General features: G+C 65.1%; 14 protein-coding genes. All 14 read left to right on the forward strand.

The annotated features are described in order from the left end of the window. Positions 1 to 12: 12 nt before the first annotated feature. The 14 genes from ACW5CM_RS11465 to fmt all read left to right on the forward strand — a co-directional run bounded on the left by ACW5CM_RS11465 (position 13) and on the right by fmt (position 19,104). The gene (locus tag ACW5CM_RS11465) at positions 13 to 3,273 is read left to right on the forward strand and encodes a DEAD/DEAH box helicase (RefSeq protein WP_457125071.1); all 3,261 of its coding nucleotides are present in this window, start codon (positions 13 to 15) and stop codon (positions 3,271 to 3,273) included. 86 nt (positions 3,274 to 3,359) lie between these two features. Next, positions 3,360 to 4,928, forward strand: coding sequence for a Rieske 2Fe-2S domain-containing protein (locus ACW5CM_RS11470; RefSeq protein WP_457125072.1), 1,569 nt, complete (start codon positions 3,360 to 3,362; stop codon positions 4,926 to 4,928). Between the two features lie 236 nt (positions 4,929 to 5,164). Beyond that, complete coding sequence (gene pyrR / locus ACW5CM_RS11475) at positions 5,165 to 5,695, forward strand: bifunctional pyr operon transcriptional regulator/uracil phosphoribosyltransferase PyrR (protein ID WP_438254541.1); 531 nt, start codon at positions 5,165 to 5,167, stop codon at positions 5,693 to 5,695. After that, positions 5,692 to 6,654, forward strand: a complete 963-nt coding sequence (locus ACW5CM_RS11480; RefSeq protein WP_457125073.1) for an aspartate carbamoyltransferase catalytic subunit — start codon at positions 5,692 to 5,694, stop codon at positions 6,652 to 6,654. Before pyrR ends, ACW5CM_RS11480 begins: the two co-directional genes overlap by 4 nt. After that, entirely contained in the window at positions 6,654 to 7,958 is a 1,305-nt protein-coding gene (locus tag ACW5CM_RS11485; protein ID WP_438254543.1) for a dihydroorotase, read from the forward strand. Before ACW5CM_RS11480 ends, ACW5CM_RS11485 begins: the two co-directional genes overlap by 1 nt. Further along, positions 7,955 to 8,464, forward strand: a complete 510-nt coding sequence (locus ACW5CM_RS11490) for a PH-like domain-containing protein (RefSeq protein ID WP_438254544.1) — start codon at positions 7,955 to 7,957, stop codon at positions 8,462 to 8,464. Before ACW5CM_RS11485 ends, ACW5CM_RS11490 begins: the two co-directional genes overlap by 4 nt. Continuing rightward, positions 8,461 to 9,603, forward strand: coding sequence for a glutamine-hydrolyzing carbamoyl-phosphate synthase small subunit (gene carA, locus ACW5CM_RS11495; RefSeq protein WP_457125074.1), 1,143 nt, complete (start codon positions 8,461 to 8,463; stop codon positions 9,601 to 9,603). The genes ACW5CM_RS11490 and carA overlap by 4 nt, the downstream gene beginning before the upstream one ends. Then, positions 9,603 to 12,890 (forward strand): carbamoyl-phosphate synthase large subunit, encoded by a 3,288-nt coding sequence (gene carB / locus ACW5CM_RS11500; RefSeq protein WP_457125075.1) that lies wholly within the window; start codon positions 9,603 to 9,605, stop codon positions 12,888 to 12,890. The genes carA and carB overlap by 1 nt, the downstream gene beginning before the upstream one ends. Next, positions 12,887 to 13,750: an orotidine-5'-phosphate decarboxylase gene (pyrF, locus tag ACW5CM_RS11505; protein WP_457125076.1), complete on the forward strand. Its 864-nt coding sequence runs from the start codon at positions 12,887 to 12,889 to the stop codon at positions 13,748 to 13,750. Before carB ends, pyrF begins: the two co-directional genes overlap by 4 nt. Beyond that, positions 13,743 to 14,648 carry a guanylate kinase gene (gmk, locus tag ACW5CM_RS11510; RefSeq protein WP_438254550.1) on the forward strand — a complete coding sequence of 302 codons (906 nt, stop codon included), beginning with the start codon at positions 13,743 to 13,745 and terminating at the stop codon, positions 14,646 to 14,648. The genes pyrF and gmk overlap by 8 nt, the downstream gene beginning before the upstream one ends. An 83-nt stretch (positions 14,649 to 14,731) precedes the next feature. Further along, positions 14,732 to 14,989, forward strand: a complete 258-nt coding sequence (gene rpoZ / locus ACW5CM_RS11515) for a DNA-directed RNA polymerase subunit omega (RefSeq protein ID WP_438254551.1) — start codon at positions 14,732 to 14,734, stop codon at positions 14,987 to 14,989. Between the two features lie 14 nt (positions 14,990 to 15,003). Beyond that, the gene (metK, locus tag ACW5CM_RS11520; protein ID WP_457125077.1) at positions 15,004 to 16,200 is read left to right on the forward strand and encodes a methionine adenosyltransferase; all 1,197 of its coding nucleotides are present in this window, start codon (positions 15,004 to 15,006) and stop codon (positions 16,198 to 16,200) included. Between the two features lie 22 nt (positions 16,201 to 16,222). Next, entirely contained in the window at positions 16,223 to 18,163 is a 1,941-nt protein-coding gene (locus tag ACW5CM_RS11525) for a primosomal protein N' family DNA-binding protein (protein WP_457125078.1), read from the forward strand. 23 nt (positions 18,164 to 18,186) lie between these two features. After that, positions 18,187 to 19,104, forward strand: coding sequence for a methionyl-tRNA formyltransferase (gene fmt / locus ACW5CM_RS11530; protein ID WP_457125079.1), 918 nt, complete (start codon positions 18,187 to 18,189; stop codon positions 19,102 to 19,104). The last annotated feature ends 61 nt before the right edge of the window (positions 19,105 to 19,165 follow it).

A 19,165-nucleotide genomic window follows, 5' to 3' on the forward strand; every position in this document is an offset into this window, starting at 1 on the left:
GAGGATGCCATCATGTCTGCTCCGTACATTGATGAATCCGATCTTTCGCGGATGATCGATCGTGGAAGCTACGAGCGTGGCCGTGCGTACTTCCTCGAGGGGATGGTCTCCGAACTGCGTTGGAGTGCAGATTCGGATACTTTGACCGCCAGCGTCCGCGGATCGGGTAACGCGCTCTACCGCTGCGTCGTGCGGATGAAGCCGGGAACCGCGCAGATCACGGTAGCCACCTGCTCGTGCCCGGTTCCGCGCACCTGCAAGCATGTCGTCGCGGTTGTGCTCACAAGCAACGCAGAACGCGATGATGTCGCGGACGAATCCGTGGCAGCAGCGGAGCCGGCACGCCCAGGATGGCGCACTCTGCTCGAGGGCTCGGCATCGGGAAAGACGCCCACCGCTCTGGCGTTGGGTATCGAACTTCGACACCGTTCCGCGCAGGGCGTACATCAGTGGGCGCGGCGGCCGATGCGACCCGCCACAGCACGAGATGTCGCGCGCGGCGAGGGAGAACTTCTCGTCGGCATCCGACCGCTCATGCGCAGCGAGACAACAGGCTCATGGATCCATGGGACGGTGTCATGGGACTCCGTGCGGCGCTCAGGTACGCAGTTCGGTAAGGATCGCGTGCGGTGGTTCGCAGACTTGCTCAGCATCTCGCGTGATTCGCTGCTATCAGGCACAGCGGGTGATTGGCTCGTGCTGGACCACGTCGAATCGAACCTGCTCTGGGCGCACCTGCGCGCCGGAGCGGCACTGGGTATCCCGCTCGTCTCCACGCAGAAGAGCTTCACTTTCGCGATGGCCGAGGAAGGCTCTGTCACCGCTCAGGTCGTGCGGGCCGAAGACGGCGATCTGTCGGTGAGTGCCGAAGTCACTCTCGACGGTCGGAGCATGGACGAAAGTCGAATTCATCCGATCGGTCATTCCGGGATATTCGCGGTCACGTCGATCGGGGCCAGAGTCTCCGTAACACTGGCCGAAGTGCCGCTGAGCGCTCCGGTGCGTGCACTGCTCGACGCGGGTGCGCCGCTGTCTGTCCCTGCTGAAGAAGAAGCCGTGTTCCTCCGTGACGCCTATCCGGTGCTGGCGCGCCGGGTCCACGTGCAGGCTGTCGGAAAAATCGAACTGCCGACGATCCCGCAACCCATACCGACACTCACGATCTCCCACCACCCCGGAGACACGGTCCGCTATCGATTCGACTGGACCTATCGAGGGTTCGGACGCTTCCCGTTCACCGCCACCACGGATGCGGTTCGCGACGAAGACGCCGAGGCACAGCAACGCCCAACCCTCGAGGCACAGTGGAGCGAGGCAACAGGCCTGCGCTTCGCAGACAGCGGCGCGTTCGAAGATGTCGAGGCGGCCGAGTTCGTTACTCATATCGTCCCGGCGCTCGAGAAGCAGGGCATCACGGTCGTCGTATCCGGAAAGCGCAAGTCCTATCAGGAGCTCAGCGGAGTGCCGGAGATCACCGTTTCCACGGTTGAGAGCGCTGACTCGGACTGGTTCGATCTCGGTGTCCTGGTCAAGATCGATGGGCGGAGCATCCCTTTCACTCCGCTGTTTCGCGCGCTGAGCATGCGCCGGACGAAGCTGCTTCTTGTCGACGGCAGCTACTTCTCGCTGGCACATCCGGCACTGGATACACTGCGTGAACTCATCGACGAGGCTACCGAACTGTCGGAATGGGAAACCGCTCCGCGCATCAGCAGATACCAAACCGATCTCTGGGAAGAGTTCGAGGATCTTGCCGACGAAGCGCTACCTGCGACGAGCTGGCGCGCCACCGCTGACGGACTTCGGGCTGCGAGCGGAGTGCCAACGGCCGAGCTGCCTCAGGGGCTGAACGCCGAGTTGCGTCCCTATCAGAAGGCAGGGTTCGACTGGCTCGCCTTTCTCTGGGGACATCGCTTGGGCGGCATCCTCGCCGATGACATGGGTCTCGGAAAGACCCTGCAGTTGCTGACGCTCATCCTGCATGCGCGCGAATCAGGCGAAACGCGACCGTTTCTCGTCATCGCTCCGACGTCCGTGCTGTCGACCTGGCAGGACGAAGCGACGCGATTCGCCCCAGGGCTGCGCGTTCAGATCATCGACGGCACGAGTGGCAGACGGGTCTCCTCGATCGCAGAGACCGCGAAGGATGCCGATCTCATCGTCACTTCGTACACATTGGCCAGGCTGGACGCCGATGAGTACGAATCGATCGAGTGGGCAGGTCTCATCCTCGATGAGGCGCAGTTCGTGAAGAACGCGTCGACGAAACAACATCGTGCTGTGGCCTCGCTGCGCGCCGACGTGACATTCGCTGTGACGGGCACGCCCATGGAGAACAGCCTCAGCGATATCTGGGCGTTGCTGAAACTCGCAGCTCCCGGACTCTTCCCCTCAGCCCGGAAGTTTCGGCAGGACTACATCCAGCCGATCGAGAAGGGAAAGGTGCCGGAGAACGAGGAAGGCAGTGAGTATCGCCAGCGGCGTCTGGAACGGCTGCGCCGCCGCATCCGTCCGCTGATGCTGCGCCGCACCAAGGAACTCGTCGCGACCGATCTCCCGGAGAAGCAGGAACAGCTGCTGCATGTCGAGCTGAGCCCGGCGCATCGGGCGCTCTACGACACCGTGCTGCAGCGTGAACGGCAGAAGGTCCTCGGGCTGCTGAAGGATCTCGATCGCAACCGGTTCATCGTTTTCCGTTCGTTGACGATGCTGCGGATGCTGAGCCTTGCGCCGGGGCTGGTGGACGAATCCGATGCGAAGATCGGTTCGCGCAAGCTGGACGCTCTGATCGAGCGAGTCATCGAGTTGCAGACCGAACATCATCGCGCGCTCGTCTTCAGCCAGTTCACCTCGTTCCTGCAAATGGCCGCGGCTCGGTTGGATCGAGCGGGGATCCCGTACGTGTATCTGGACGGCTCCACACGAAACAGGCAGAGCGTCATTCAGGAGTTCCGCACAGGTGAGCAGCCGGTGTTCCTGATCAGCCTGAAATCTGGTGGGTTCGGGCTCACTCTGACCGAGGCCGACTACGTCTTCATGCTCGACCCGTGGTGGAACCCAGCGGCCGAGTCGCAGGCCGTCGACCGTGCTCATCGCATCGGCCAGGACAAACAGGTGTTCGTCTATCGGATGATCTCTGCGGGCACCATCGAGGAGAAGGTGCTGGCGCTGCAGCAGCGCAAGGCGCGTCTGTTCACAGCCGTGATGGACGACGAGGCGTTGTTCTCCCAGGCGCTGACCGCTGACGACATCCGCGGACTCTTCGAGGACTGAGCCACCGGGAGTATCTCCGGCCCATCGCGGCGGATGCCCGGGCGTCCCCGGGTAGAATCGAGGCTTGCACAGCGGGAGGAAAAGCAATGCGGATCACGGGACTCGGCCACGCCGGGATGTTCATCGAGACGGTCGGCGGAAACATCATCTGCGACCCGGTGCTCGGCCCATCCTTCTACGGTTCGTGGTTCCCGTTCCCTGACAACCGTGGCCTGGAGTGGGAACGACTGGGCCGCGAAGCGGACTTCCTCTACATCTCGCACCGCCACCGTGATCACTTCGATCCGGCGCTGTTGGAGCGGTATATCCGCAAGGACATCGAGGTGCTCTTGCCGGAGTACCCGATCGATGACCTCGAGCAGGACATCCGAGCGCTCGGCTACCACAACATCACGTATGCTCCCGCCGGTGAAGTCATCGAGCGTGGCGATCTGAAGATCATGATTACACCGTTGCGTGCGCCCAGCGACGGCCCGATCGGTGACTCGTCGCTGAGTGTCGACGATGGCACCGCGTCGATCCTGAATCAGAACGACTCGCATCCCCTGGACCTGGAGACGCTGCTGAGCTTCGGCAAACCCGACGCCTATTTCACGCAGACCTCCGGCGCTATCTGGTGGCCGATGGTGTACGACCTGCCGCAGGACGCCAAGCAGAACTTTGCGCGTCTCAAGCGCGACGCGCAGAACAAGCGGGCGATGTTCTATATCGAGAAGGTCGATGCGCCGCACGTGTTCCCGATGGCGGGGCCACCGATGTTCCTGCGAGATGACCTATTCAAGTACAACGGCTTCGGCAAGGACGACGACTCGATCTTCACCGATCAGAAGCAGTTCATCGCGCATATGAAGGAGCTCGCTCCCCAGTACAACGGGCAGCTTTTCGTGCCCGGAACCGTCGTCGAATTGCAGGGCAGCGACCTCACCATGTCGCAGTCGCTCTACACGGATGACGAGATCGCGCACATCTTCGATGAAAAGTGGGACTACCTCGAGTCTCAGCGCGCGAGCCGGCAGCAGGAGATCCGTGACGAGGAAGCGTCCCGCGCTGAGGTTCTTCCGCCCGACGAGATGCTCGCCGCGATCAAGGCGTGGTGGGAGCCGCTGCTGAAGAAGTCGCGCACCATCCGGCTCGGTGTCGGAGGAAATGTGCGGTTCCGGATCGGTGAGCTCGACATGGTGGTCGACTTCCCCAAAGCGAAGGTTCGCGAGTACGCGGGGGAGGAGTGCATCTACTGGTACACGATTCCCGCCGACCTGGTGTCGACCAACATCGCCGACCACGAGATCGACTGGTCGAACTCGATCTTCCTCTCCATGCAGTTCTCGGTCGGCCGCAGCGGGAAGTTCAACGAGTTCCTCACCACGTTCCTCAAGTGCCTATCGGTGGACCGCATCGAGTACGTGGAGAACTGGTACTCCGAGCAGACCGACCAGACCGAGGATGCCGCGATCGGCGACTGGACCGTGCAGCGCCGTTGCCCGCACCTGCGCGCAGATCTCACCAAGACCGGCAAGGTCGATGAGGACGGCGTGCTCACCTGCAGCATGCACGACTGGAAGTGGGATCTGAAGACCGGTAAGTGCCTCAGCACCACCGGCCACGAGATCCGTGCGACGAAGTCCGCCGACGCGGCGCAGCCTCCGTCGTCCTGATTCATCCGATGCCATCCGCTCGCGTGTCTCAGTACGTGCGGGTCTCCGGCTCGATATCTGCACGTACTGTGACACGTGCGGCGGTGCGTCTCACTTAGTGTGGGAAGACCCCGGTCGAAGTCGCACGTACTGTGACACGGTCCGGCGGTGCGACCGGCGACGCTCGTGGGCACCTGTAGAATCAGAGGGTAAGCAACCTTTAACACCGTCCAGAGAGGCGGAGAAGGGAGCGGTAAATGAGCACGCGCACTGTGCTGCATGAAGCCGATATTTCCCGGGCTCTGACCCGTATTGCCCATGAGATCCTCGAATCCAACCGGGGAGCAGCCGATCTGGTGCTGCTGGGCATTCCTACTCGAGGCGTCGCCCTCGCACAGCGCCTCGGCGCTCTGATCAGCGATATCGCACAGACTGAGGTGCCGGTCGGCTCGCTGGATGTCACGCTGTTCCGCGACGATCTGGCCAAGCATCCGACGCGGTCGCCGCGACCGACCGAGATCCCCGCCGGCGGCATCGGCGGTAAGACGGTCGTGCTCGTTGATGACGTGCTCTTTTCCGGGCGCAGCATCCGCGCCGCGCTCGACGCGATCCAGTCGATCGGACGCCCATCCGTCGTACGCCTCGCGATCCTCGTCGACCGTGGGCACCGTGAACTCCCGATCCGACCGGACTTCGTCGGCAAGAACATCCCGTCCGCACGCACCGAGCGCGTAAACGTGCGCCTGCACGAGTACGACGGCGCCGACGAGGTGACGATCGAATCATGAGGCACCTGCTCGATACAAAGACGCTCGACCGCGAGACGGCCCTGCGGATCCTCGATGTCGCGGAAGACATGTCCGACACGCAGTCGCGGGAGGTGAAGAAACTCCCCACCCTTCGCGGCAAGACCGTGGTCAACCTGTTCTTCGAAGACTCCACGCGCACGCGCATCTCGTTCGAGGCGGCCGCTAAACGGCTGTCGGCCGACGTGATCAACTTCGTGGCCAAGGGCTCCAGCGTCTCCAAGGGCGAAAGCCTGAAGGACACGGCGCAGACCCTCCAGGCGATGGGCGCGGATGCCGTGGTCATCCGGCACCCGGCATCTGGCGCACCGCGCACACTCGCCACCAGCGGGTGGATTTCCGCCGGCGTCGTCAACGCCGGTGATGGCACGCACGAGCATCCCACCCAGGCCCTGCTGGATGCCTTCACCATTCGTAAGCGACGCTTCGGCGCCGACAGCCGGGGGCGAGACCTCGCCGGGGTCACCGTCGTGATCGTCGGTGATGTGCTGCACTCCCGGGTCGCGCGTTCGAACGTGTGGCTGCTGGCAGCCCTCGGCGCTGAGGTGACTCTCGTTTCGCCGCCGACGCTGCTGCCGCAGAACGTCTCGCAATGGCCGGTTCGCGTCCTCTACGACCTCGATGAGGCCCTACGCGAGGGACCGGATGCGGTCATGATGCTGCGCATCCAACTGGAACGCATGGGCGCCGCATATTTCCCCAGTGAGCGGGAATATTCCCAGCGTTGGGGCCTGGACGCTGTGCGCGCAGCATCACTTCCGGGAGATAGCATTGTTATGCACCCGGGACCCATGAATCGCGGCCTGGAGATCTCCTCCGCAGCCGCTGACTCTCCGCGCTCCACGGTGCTGGAACAGGTCACCAACGGGGTGTCTGTGCGCATGGCGGTGCTGTACCTGCTTCTTGCCGGAGAACGAAACGACGAACGAGGGGAAAACTGATGACTGAGACCCTCGTAATCACGGGCGCCCAGTTGCTCGGAACCGACAGCGCGGACATCGTTGTCGAGGATGGCATGATCGCCGAGATCGGAACCGGCCTCAGCCGTTCCGGCGCGCGCATCATCGATGCGGCGGGGCTCGTTGCCCTCCCCGGCCTCGTGGATCTGCACACCCACCTGCGCGAGCCCGGGTATGAAGCATCCGAAACGATCCTGACCGGCACGAGAGCCGCGGCAGCAGGCGGCTTTACCGCGGTCTTCGCGATGCCGAACACGATGCCCGTCGCCGATTCCGCGGGAGTGGTAGAGCAGGAACTCGCCCTTGGCGAAGCTGCCGGCTACGCCACGGTCCAGCCGATCGGTGCTGTCACCGTCGGCCAGAAGGGCGAACGCCTCGCCGAGCTCGGCGCGATGGCATCCTCCCGGGCGAAGGTTCGGGTATTCAGCGATGACGGCTTCTGCGTCTTCGACCCCCTGATCATGCGCCGCGCACTCGAGTATGTGAAGTCCTTCGGCGGCGTCATCGCCCAGCACGCACAGGATCCTCGCCTGACAGAAGGCGCCCAGATGAACGAGGGTGCTGTCTCTGCCGAACTGGGCCTGGCCGGCTGGCCCGCCGTCGCCGAAGAGTCGATCATCGCGCGCGACGTGCTGCTGGCCGAACACGTGGGTTCGCGCCTGCACGTGTGCCATCTGTCCACCGCAGGTTCGGTCGACATCATCCGTTGGGCCAAGAAGCGCGGCATCAACGTCACAGCTGAAGTCACGCCGCACCACCTGCTGCTGACCGAAGAGCTGGTGCGCGGCTACGACCCGCGGTACAAGGTGAATCCTCCGCTGCGCCGCGAAGAAGATGTTCTCGCCGTGCGTGAGGGTCTCGCCGACGGCACGATCGACATCGTCGCCACCGATCATGCCCCGCACCCGAGTGAGAGCAAGGCCTGCGAATGGCAGGCTGCCGCCAACGGCATGGTGGGTCTCGAAAGCGCACTGCGTGTCGTGCATCAGTCGATGGTGCAGACCGGCCTGATCGGCTGGGCGGATGTCGCCAGGGTGATGAGCGCGGCTCCGGCACGAATCGGGATGCTGGAGGGCCATGGCACTCCGCTTGAGACCGGCCGGCCGGCTCAGATCACGCTGTACGATCCCAGCATCGCCGGCACATTCACCGCAGCCGACTTGCACGGTCGCAGCGAGAACTCGCCGTACCTCGGGCGTGAGCTTCCCGGTCGCGTGGAGTACACCGTGCACCACGGCCTGGTCACACTCGCATCGGGCATCGTTGTAGAGGAGTTGGGCGCATGAGTACCCGCGATATTGCCATCGCGATCACGATCGCGGTCGCACTGCTGATTCTTCTTGCCATGCTCTTCGCGTGGCGACGACGATTGCGACGCGACTCGCAATTCTCGGCTCCGTTAGGAGTGCCCGAGCATGCCGAGGTCCGCTCCCGCCACGAAGTTCTCTACGTCTCCACAACGCGGCACGACGAGCCACTGGAGCGCCTGGCGATCTCGCCGCTGGCATACCGCGCCAGGGGAGAAGTAGCAGTCACCGACCGCGGGGCAGCCCTCTGTCTCGACGGCTCGCCCACCGTGTTCATCGCTTCTGCGTCACTCGTCGCGGTGGACCGCGCCTCCGTCACGATCGACCGGGTGGTCGAACCGGGCGGTCTCGTGCGATTGGCCTGGAAGCTCGACGACAACACGATCGTCGACTCGTATCTGCGCGCCACCAGCGGCGCCCCCGAAAACCTCATCTCAGATCTGCAGCGGCTCACCCCTGCTCACAACTCAGGAGCTACGTCATGACATTGCCTGAACCCGCCGTCCTTGTCCTGGAGGACGGAACCCGTCACACGGGCCGCGCCTACGGCGCACGCGGCACCACGCTCGGCGAGGTCGTCTTCGCCACCGGTATGAGCGGCTACCAGGAGACACTGACCGACCCGTCCTACGCCGGCCAGATCGTCCTGCAGACAGCACCGCACATCGGCATCACCGGGATGAACGAGGAAGACTCCGAGTCTCACCGCATCTGGGTCGCCGGCTACATCGTCCGCGACCCTTCGCGTGTCGTGTCCAACTGGCGCGCCGAGTCATCACTCGACGCGGGCCTCATCAACGACGGCATCGTCGGCATCAGCGGTATCGACACGCGCTCGATCACCCGCCGCATCCGCTCGGCGGGATCCATGCGCGGAGGCATCTTCTCGGGTGCGGATGCCGCGCTCGATCCCGATGAGCAGCTGCGCATGGTGCAGCAGGCTCCGCAGATGAGCGGGCGTAACCTGTCGGCCGAAGTCTCTGTCGATGTCGTCACCGTGACGACCGCGGTGGGGGAGCGCCTGGGCAATCTCGCCGTGCTCGATCTCGGTGTCAAGCAGGCGACGATCGACAACCTCGCTGCTCGCGGCTTCGAGGCGCACGTGCTGCCGCAGACCTCGACGATCGAGGATATCCGTGCGATCGACCCGGTAGCAGTGTTCTACTCCAACGGCCCGGGCGACCCGGCTGCATCCGACGGCCACGTCGCGCTGCTGCGCGAGGTACTCGACGAGGGCCTGCCGTTCTTCGGCATCTGCTTCGGCAACCAGCTGCTCGGGCGGGCCCTGGGACTGGGCACCTACAAGCTTCCGTTCGGCCACCGAGGCATCAATCAGCCGGTGCTCGACAAGTCGACAGGCAAGGTTGAGATCACCGCGCACAACCACGGGTTCGCCGTAGAAGCACCGCTGGAAGGGTCCTTCGAGAGCCCCAACGGCTACGGGCTGGTTGAGGTCAGCCACGTCGGCTTGAACGACAACGTCGTCGAGGGCCTCCGCGCCCTCGACATCCCGGCATTCTCGGTGCAGTATCACCCCGAGGCCGCTGCCGGTCCGCACGACGCCAACTATCTCTTCGACCGCTTCCGCGATCTGGTCATCGCCACCCAGGGAGACAAGAACTAATGCCCAAGCGCGACGACATCAAGTCCGTCCTCGTCATCGGCTCCGGCCCGATCGTCATCGGCCAGGCCTGCGAATTCGACTACTCCGGAACCCAGGCGTGCCGCGTGCTGCGCGAAGAGGGCGTGCGCGTCATCCTCGTGAACTCCAACCCGGCCACGATCATGACCGACCCTGACTTCGCGGATGCGACCTACATCGAGCCGATCACCTGGCAGGTCATCGAGACGATCATCGCCAAGGAGCGCCCTGACGCGATCCTCCCGACGCTTGGCGGTCAGACCGCCCTGAACGCCGCGATCGAGCTGCACAACCACGGCATCCTCGAGAAGTACGATATCGAGCTCATCGGCGCGAACTTCGAGGCCATCAACCGGGGCGAGGATCGTCAGATCTTCAAGCAGCTCGTGCTGGATGCCGGTGCCGATGTCGCTGACAGCCGCATCGCCCGCACCATGGACGAGGTGCTCGCCGGTGCTGCAGAGCTCGGATACCCGTTGGTCGTCCGCCCCAGCTTCACCATGGGCGGCCTCGGCTCCGGGTTCGCCTACGACGAAACCGACCTCCGTCGCATTGCCGGCGCCGGCCTGCACGACTCACCGACCAACGAGGTGCTCCTGGAGGAGTCGATCCTCGGCTGGAAGGAGTACGAGCTCGAGCTCATGCGTGACACGGCCGACAACACGGTCGTCGTCTGCTCCATCGAGAACGTCGACCCGGTCGGTGTGCACACCGGCGACTCGATCACCGTGGCACCCGCGCTCACCCTGACCGACCGCGAGTATCAGAAGATGCGCGACATCGGCATCGACATCATCCGCGCCGTCGGCGTGGACACCGGTGGATGCAACATCCAGTTCGCCGTTGACCCGTCCAACGGCCGCATCATCGTCATCGAGATGAACCCGCGCGTTTCGCGCTCGAGCGCGCTCGCTTCCAAAGCGACCGGTTTCCCGATCGCCAAACTCGCCGCCAAGCTCGCGCTCGGCTACCGCCTCGACGAGATCCCGAACGACATCACCGGCGTGACGCCGGCGAGTTTCGAGCCCACGCTCGACTACGTCGTGGTCAAGGTTCCGCGCTTCGCGTTCGAGAAGTTCCCGGCGGCCGATGCCACGCTGACGACCACTATGAAGTCGGTCGGCGAGGCGATGGCCATTGGCCGCAACTACGCCACCGCGCTGCAGAAGGCGCTCCGCTCGCTGGAGAAGCGTGGTTCAAGCTTCCACTGGGGCGAGGAATCCCGCAGCGTCGAAGAGCTTCTGAGCATTTCGGAGACCCCCACCGACGGTCGAATCGTCGTGCTGCAGCAGGCGCTGCGCAAGGGCGCGACGATCGAGCAGGCATTCGAAGCCACGGCGATCGACCCCTGGTTCATCGACCAGATCGTACTGATCAACGAGGTCGCCGAGCACGTGCGCACGGCCGCGGAGCTCGACGCCGACACGATCCGTTATGCCAAGGATCACGGCTTCTCCGACGCGCAGCTCGCAGAGATCCGCGGTATCGACGAGGCAGCGGTTCGAAGCATCCGCCATGGTTTCGGTGTGCGCCCGGTGTTCAAAACCGTCGACACCTGCGCCGGCGAATTCCCGGCCACGACGCCGTACCACTACTCGAGCTACGACCTTGAGACCGAGGTCGCTCCCTCCGAGCGCACCAAGGTCGTCATCATCGGTTCCGGCCCGAACCGCATCGGCCAGGGTGTCGAATTCGACTACTCCTGCGTGCACGCATCCTTCGCGCTGTCGGATGCCGGATACGAGACCGTCATGGTCAACTGCAACCCGGAGACCGTCTCCACCGACTACGACACCTCGGACCGTCTCTACTTCGAGCCGCTGACGCTTGAGGACGTCCTCGAGGTGCTCGACGCGGAAGCCGCCAGCGGCACGATCCTCGGCGTCGTCTGCCAGCTCGGCGGACAGACCCCGCTGGGTCTCGCGAAGGGGATCCAGGCCGCCGGCTACACGGTCTTGGGCACCAGCCCCGAGGCGATCGACATCGCCGAGGAACGCGAGCTGTTCTCGCAGCTGCTCGACAGGGCCGGCCTCGTCGCGCCCCGCCACGGCACGGCGACGGACGCCGACGGCGCCGTTGTGATCGCCGAGGACATCGGATACCCGGTGCTCGTGCGCCCGAGCTTCGTGCTCGGCGGCCGCGGCATGGAGATCGTCTACGACACCCCGAGCCTGCGCGACTACTTCGTGCGCACCGCCGGTGAGGTCATCGTCGGTCCCGGCACCCCGCTGCTCGTCGACCGGTTCCTGGACGACGCCATCGAGCTCGATGTGGACGCACTGTACGACGGAAGCGAGTTGTACATCGGCGGTGTGATGGAGCACCTCGAAGAGGCTGGCATCCACTCCGGCGACTCCAGCTGCACGCTGCCACCGATGTCGCTGGGTCGCAGCGACGTAGACCGTGTGCGTGAGGCGACTCTCGCGATCGCCGAGGGCGTCGGTGTACGGGGCCTGCTCAACGTGCAGTTCGCCGTCAGCGCGGATGTGCTCTACGTGATCGAGGCGAACCCGCGCGCAAGCCGCACCGTTCCCTTCGTGTCGAAGGCACTCGGCATTCCGATGGCGAAGGCCGCGAGCCGCATCATGGTGGGTGCAACGATCGCCGAGCTCAAGGACGAAGGTCTGCTGCCGCAGTCTGACGGCTCCCGCGTCCCGCTGGATGCTCCGGTTTCCGTCAAGGAAGCGGTGCTTCCGTTCAAGCGGTTCCGCACCAAGGACGGCAAGATCGTTGACTCCGTGCTCGGCCCGGAGATGCGCTCCACCGGTGAGGTCATGGGAATCGACAAGGACTTCCCGACTGCATTCGCGAAGAGCCAGGCTGCCGCGTACGGGGGCATGCCCACGTCCGGCACGGTGTTCATCTCGGTCGCCGACGCAGACAAGCGCGCAGTGATCCTGCCCGCGCACCGCCTGCAGCAGTTGGGCTTCGACCTTGTCGCAACCGAGGGCACGGCCGAGATTCTCTCGCGCAACGGCATCAAGGTGCAGGTCGTGTCGAAGTTCAGTGAGACCCAGCAGGATGGCCGCGAGAATATCGTCGACCTCATCAACAACGGCGCGATCGACATCATCGTGAACACGCCGTCCGGTGGGGCCGCACGCGCAGACGGTTACGAGATCCGCGCGGCAGCCGTGGCCGCAGACAAGGCGCTGTTCACGACCATCGCCGTGCTCGGCGCTGCCGTCAGCGGGATGGATGCCGCAGACCAGGGCTTCAGCGTCAAGAGCCTGCAGGAGTATGCGATCGACCGACAGGCAGCCCTGTGACCGAACGCTTCGGAGAGCGGGTCCGCGCAGTGCTCAGCACACGCGGCCCGCTCTGCGTGGGGATCGATCCGCACGGATCGTTGCTGCAGGCCTGGGGCCTGCCTGATTCAGCGGCAGGCGTACGCGATTTCGGCTTGCGGACCGTGGATGCTGCCATCGGACGCGTCGGTCTGGTGAAGCCGCAGGTGTCGTTCTTCGAGCGCTTCGGTTCGGCCGGATTCGCTGCGCTGGAAGATGTGCTCCGAGCCGCTCGTGACGCCGATCTGCTCGTGATTGCGGATGCCAAACGCGGCGACATCGGCACCACGATGGATGCTTATGCTGCGGCCTGGTTGACGCCCGGCTCGCCGCTCGAGGCAGATGCGCTCACGGTGAACCCTTATCTGGGCATTGGCACGCTGGATCACACGTTCTCGCTCGCGGAGAGTCATGGCAAGGGCGTGTTCGTCCTGGCCGCGACAAGCAACCCCGAGGCGCACAATGTCCAGCGGGCGCGCACGATTGCGGATTCGGGCGTGGATGTCGGGCAGACCGTCTCCGGATCGATTATCGAACAGGTCAGCAGTCGTAACGCCCAGGTCACACCAGCCGGGCGCTGGGCGAGCGTTGGTTTCGTCATCGGCGCAACCGTCGAATGGTCGGATGCCGGCATTTCACCGTTCGCCCCACCGGCACCCATCCTCGCGCCCGGGTTCGGCGCGCAGGGTGCAGGACCCGCCGACCTCTCCGCACGCTTCGGCGATGCAGCAGCGATGGTTATTGCGACCGAGAGTCGGAGCATCCTGTCAGCCGGTTTCGAGGCTCTGACCGCGACAATAGACTCCCGTGTTGCGGAGTATCAGGAGGCTCTGAATGGCTGAGCGCAGTATCCCCGAAGTAGATCGCGCCGCCGCGGCCCGTCGCGCCGTCGAGCGTCGTCGTGCGCGTGCTGCTGTGAAGCGTTCGCTCACGATGCGTGTCGTAGCGCCGCAGGCTGTCGCCCGGCAGGCATTCGATGATGCGGACTCGGTTGCCGGTTCCATGCGCATCACGGATTTTCTGATCGCGCTGCCAGCCATCGGTGTCGGCAAACGCGACCGGATTCTGCTTGACCTCGATATCTCGCCTGTGAAGCGCTTGGGCGGTCTCGGCGTCCGCCAGCGCACGAGCCTCCTGCAGTGGCTTGATCTTCGATTCCCTGAGCACGGTCCGCGCGCCGGACGCAGCCGACTGTTGGTTCTTGCCGGGCCCACTGCGGTCGGCAAGGGCACCGTTGCCGCCTACATCCGCGAGCATCACCCTGAGATCCACCTCTCGGTGTCGGCGACCACCCGCGCGCCGCGCCCCGGCGAGACCGACGGCGTGCACTATTTCTTCGTCGACGAGGCCGAGTTCGATCGGATGGTTGCAGCGGGAGAGCTCCTGGAGCACGCGGTCGTTCATAATCGTTCGCGGTACGGCACACCGCGGCGCCCGATCGATGCCGCCCTGGCCGAGGGCAAGACTGTGCTGCTCGAGATCGATCTGCAGGGAGCGCGTCAGGTCCGTGCGGCAGAGCCGTCGGCGACGCTGGTGTTCCTGCTGCCGCCATCGTGGGATGAACTCGTGCACCGGCTGGTCGGCAGAGGGACCGAGGACGAAGAAGAGCGCGCCCGTCGACTGCGCACTGCGAAGGTCGAATTGGCCGCGCAGAATGAGTTCGATTATCTGATTGTGAACGAGGAAGTCGCCCGAGCTGCGCGCGAGGTCGTAGGATTGTCTGAGGCGTCTGCGCGCTGAGCGTTCCCTGAGCCCGTCACAGGGTCGCGCGCCCGCCGATTCGACTTCGCGACGAACCCGTCGCCTGATCTGGAGGTCCCACCATGGCCGGACACCACACCAAGGGCATCATCGATCCCCCCATCGACAACCTGCTCGACCGAGTCGACTCGAAGTACGAGCTCGTGATCTACGCGTCCAAGCGTGCACGTCAGATCAACGACTACTACGCAGATCTCCACGAGGGCAACCTGTTCGACAACGTCGGACCGTTGGTCGACTCGTCCGTCGAGGACAAGCCGCTCACCATCGCGCTTCACGAGATCAACGAGGACAAGCTGCGCCTTCGCCACGTCGAGTGAGGGCTGCTTCGTCGATGAGCGCGCTGCGCCTTTTCACGTCTGAGTCCGTCACCGAGGGACACCCTGACAAGATCTGCGACCAGATCTCTGACAGCATCCTCGATGGGCTGATCGCTAAAGACCCCGGTTCACGAGTCGCGGTGGAGACCCTGGTCACCACCGGACTCGTGCACGTTGCAGGAGAGATCCGCACCGAGGCGTACGTCGATATTCCGACGATCGTCCGCGAGGTCGTCAACAGCATCGGATACACGTCCAGTGAGACCGGCTTTGACGGCGATTCCTGTGGCGTGAGCATTTCGGTGGGGGAGCAATCCACCGATATCGCCCACGGCGTTGACCAGGCACAGGAACAGCGTGATGGCAGCTCGGTCGATGCGCTCGACAGCCTGGGCGCAGGCGATCAGGGCATCATGTTCGGGTTCGCGACGATCGAGACGCCGGAACTGATGCCGATGGCGGGGCACACTGCGCACCGGATCGCGGAGCGCCTCACCGAGGTGCGCCGTTCCGGCGAATTGGCCTTCCTGCGGCCGGACGGCAAGACCCAGGTCACACTCGGTTACGAGGGCTTCACGCCCAAGACGATCGATGCCGTCGTACTCTCCACGCAGCACCACCCCGACATTGCACAGGATGAGCTCAAGGAACAGGTTCGGCGCCTCGTCATCGACCCGGTTCTGGAGAGCACGGGCCTGGAGATGCCGGCAGCTGACCGCTACTTCATCAACCCGGCGGGCCCCTTCGTGACCGGTGGCCCCAAGGGCGACGCCGGGCTGACCGGTCGCAAGATCATCATCGACACCTACGGCGGTGCAGCGCGCCACGGCGGTGGTGCGTTCAGCGGCAAGGATCCGTCCAAGGTCGACCGCTCGGGCGCTTACGCGATGCGCTGGGTGGCGAAGAATGCCGTGGCAGCCGGCCTGGCCGATCGCCTCGAAGTGCAGGTCGCCTATGCGATCGGCGTCGCGCGTCCGGTCGGACTGTATGTCGAGACATTCGGAACCGGAAAGGTCTCCGACGAGGTGATCACCGAGGCGATTCGCACCGTCTTCGACCTCCGACCCCAGGCGATCATCGAAGAGCTGCAGTTGCTGCGTCCGATCTACCGGCAGACCGCAGCATACGGACACTTCGGCCGTGAGCTTCCTGACTTCACATGGGAGCGAACCGACCGCGCAGACGAGTTGCGCCGCGCCGCAGGACTGTGATGGGCACGCGCGGAGCCCGGCGATGAGCCGGCGCATCGCGCGGGTGCAGCTGGATTCTCCGCTGCCCCAGCTGGACCGGCTGTTCGACTACGCGCTACCGGCGGAACTCGGCGACGTCTCTCCCGGGGTTCGGGTGCGGGTGCCATTGCGCAGCGCCGGACGTCTTGTCGATGGTTACGTTGTCGAGGTGGCTGAAGAGGATGACGCTGAGCGTCCACTCTCCGAGGTGGACAACGTCGTATCGCAGATCGCCGTTCTACCGGATCGCCTCTACCGGCTCGCGCGTCGTACCGCGGACCGGGCAGCAGGGTCGGCATCCGACATTCTGCGTCTGGTGATCCCCAAACGACAGGTGCGTGTAGAGAAGGCCTGGAAGGCGGATGCACCGGTTCCTGTGTTGGGTCCGGATGCGATCGCCCGAGCCAGCGCAGTACTCAGCGAGTACGAGGGACTGAGCGCCGTGCTCGATGAACGCGGACGAGCAGGGGTCGAAGCGATCCCCGGAATCCGCGACGATATGCCGCGGTGGACACAGCTGCTCGCGGCCGCTGCCACCCACACCCTTGCTGCCGGTGCATCATCGATCCTCGTGGTTCCCGATCACCGCGATCTGGATCGTCTTTTGACGGCGTTGGAGACGATGCTGCCTGCCGAAGCCATCGTGCGCCACGATTCGCGGCAGACAAATCCAGACCGCTATCGCGGGTTCTTGCGATCACTGGAAGACGCGCCCTGCGTGGTTGTCGGAAACCGCTCGGCCGTGTATTCGCCGGTGCGTGCGGGACTCGTGGCGATCTGGGATGACGGCGACTCGCTCCTCGGCGAGCCCCTCGCACCCTACGTGCACGCCCGGGACGCGGCGCTGCTGCGGCAGGAGCAGGAATCCTCTGCGCTGCTGGTGGCTGCGCACAGCCGGACTACCGACGTTGAGCGACTGGTGATCCACGGCTGGCTGCAGGACGTCCGTGCAGCGCGCCGGGTCCTGCCGAAGGTCGTGCTGAGCACACAGCATGAACTGGAAGCGCCCACGCAGCGGGTGCACTCCAGCGCTTTCGCAGCGGCCCGCACTGCCACCGAATCCGGCCCGGTGCTGGTTCAGGTTTCCCGACCCGGATTCTCGCCCACTCTCGTCTGCGCTGAATGCCGCGCGCCCGCACGCTGTGCACCCTGTGGCGGCCCGCTGGGCGCGCGCCATCGCGGTGCCGTGCCGGTGTGCGGCTGGTGCGGACGGTCGGCTCGGGCGTGGGCGTGCCCCTCGTGTTCATCCACTCAGCTGCGGTTGGCGTCATCCGGGAGTGAGCGAACCGCAGACGAGCTGGGGCGCGCATTCCCCGGCGTGCGCGTGATCATCGCCGATGGCGCCCACCCGGTCGAATCGGTGTCGGACAAGCCCGCACTCGTTGTCGCCACCAGGGGAGCGGAGCCGATCGCCGAGGGCGGATATCGTGCCGTTGTGCTGTTGGACGGCTCCCGAATGCTGCAGGCCCCCGACCTCCGCGTCGGTGAGTCGTGCCTGCGCTGGTGGTCGAATGCCGCCGCTCTGGCAGCTCCCGGAGCACCGATCCACCTGGTCGGCGTCGATGGACCGGTGGCTCGGGCGCTGGCGACCTGGAACCAGTCCGGTTACGCCCGTTCCGAGCTGGCGGAGCGTGCACCGCTGCACATGCCGCCGGCAGCGAGAGTCGCCCTGATCGAGGGGATCGGGGCATCCGTGGAGCGCGCACTCACGAGCCTGCGTGCACTGCCGTTACCGGCTGACGCCATTCTCGGCCCGGTGCCGATCGAATCCGATGAGGACCGTGTCCGGGCGCTCGTCCGCTTCGAGTACGCCGCCGGCGCGACAGTGGCGACGACACTTCGTGCCGCGGTCGTTGCCGAAGCTGTCAAACGGCGACGGGGCAAAGCAGGCAACAACCGCATCCCACTATCACTGCGGCTCGATATCCTCGATCCAGAGCTTTAATCCCTTCCTTCCGGAGAACCTTTATGCGCCTCGTCTTCGCCGGCACCCCCGCCGCAGCCGTCCCGACTCTGCGAACCCTCGTGCGTTCGCACGAGATCGCAGCCGTCATCACCCGACCGGATGCCCCGCTGGGGCGTAAACGCGTCCTCACACCCTCGCCCGTGGCTCAGGCTGCCGAGGAGCTGGGGCTGCCGATCATCAAGGCCGCACGCCTGGATGACGAGGCCACCGAAAAGATCACGGCGCTGGAGCCTGAGCTGGGCGTTATCGTCGCCTATGGCGGGCTGGTGCGCGAGCCATTGCTGTCTGCTCCTGAACACGGGTGGATCAACCTGCACTTCTCGTTGCTGCCGCAGTGGCGGGGCGCTGCCCCCGTGCAGCGCGCGCTGATCGCCGGAGATACCGAACTCGGCGCCAGCGTCTTCCAGCTGGTTCCCGCGTTGGATGCCGGTGACGTCTATGCCGCTCGCACGGTGCCGGTTGCGGCGGACGCGACCGCGGACGTCGCCCTGCGGATCCTCGCGGACGACGGGGCAGGCCTGACAGCAGATGTCGTCGCATCCATCGCTGATGGCACCGGCGTGGCTGTTGCGCAGCAGGGCGAGGCCACCGTCGCCCCCAAGCTCACCCTCGAAGACGGTGCGCTGGAGTGGACGCAGTCCGCGGCCGAGCTGTTCGCCCGGTTCCGCGGCGTCACGCCCGAACCCGGCGCCCATACGACGGTCGAAGGACTTCGCGTGAAGGTCTTGGAGATGGCGCCGATCGACGCCGAGGCGCAGGCGCCCGGAACTGTCTGGACGACGAAACAGGCGCTGCTGGTCGGCACCGGAACAACACCCGTGGCGGTGACCCGCGTGCACCCCGCTGGCAAGGGCGCGATGAATGCCACCGACTGGTGGCGGGGTCTCCGCGCCGACGAGAACGTGCGGTTCGGCGCATGACCGGCCAGCAGAGGCGCGGTAACGCCAGACAGAGTTCCCCGGCACGCGGAGCACAGCAGCG

The organism is Microbacterium wangyouchuni, from assembly GCF_054072595.1.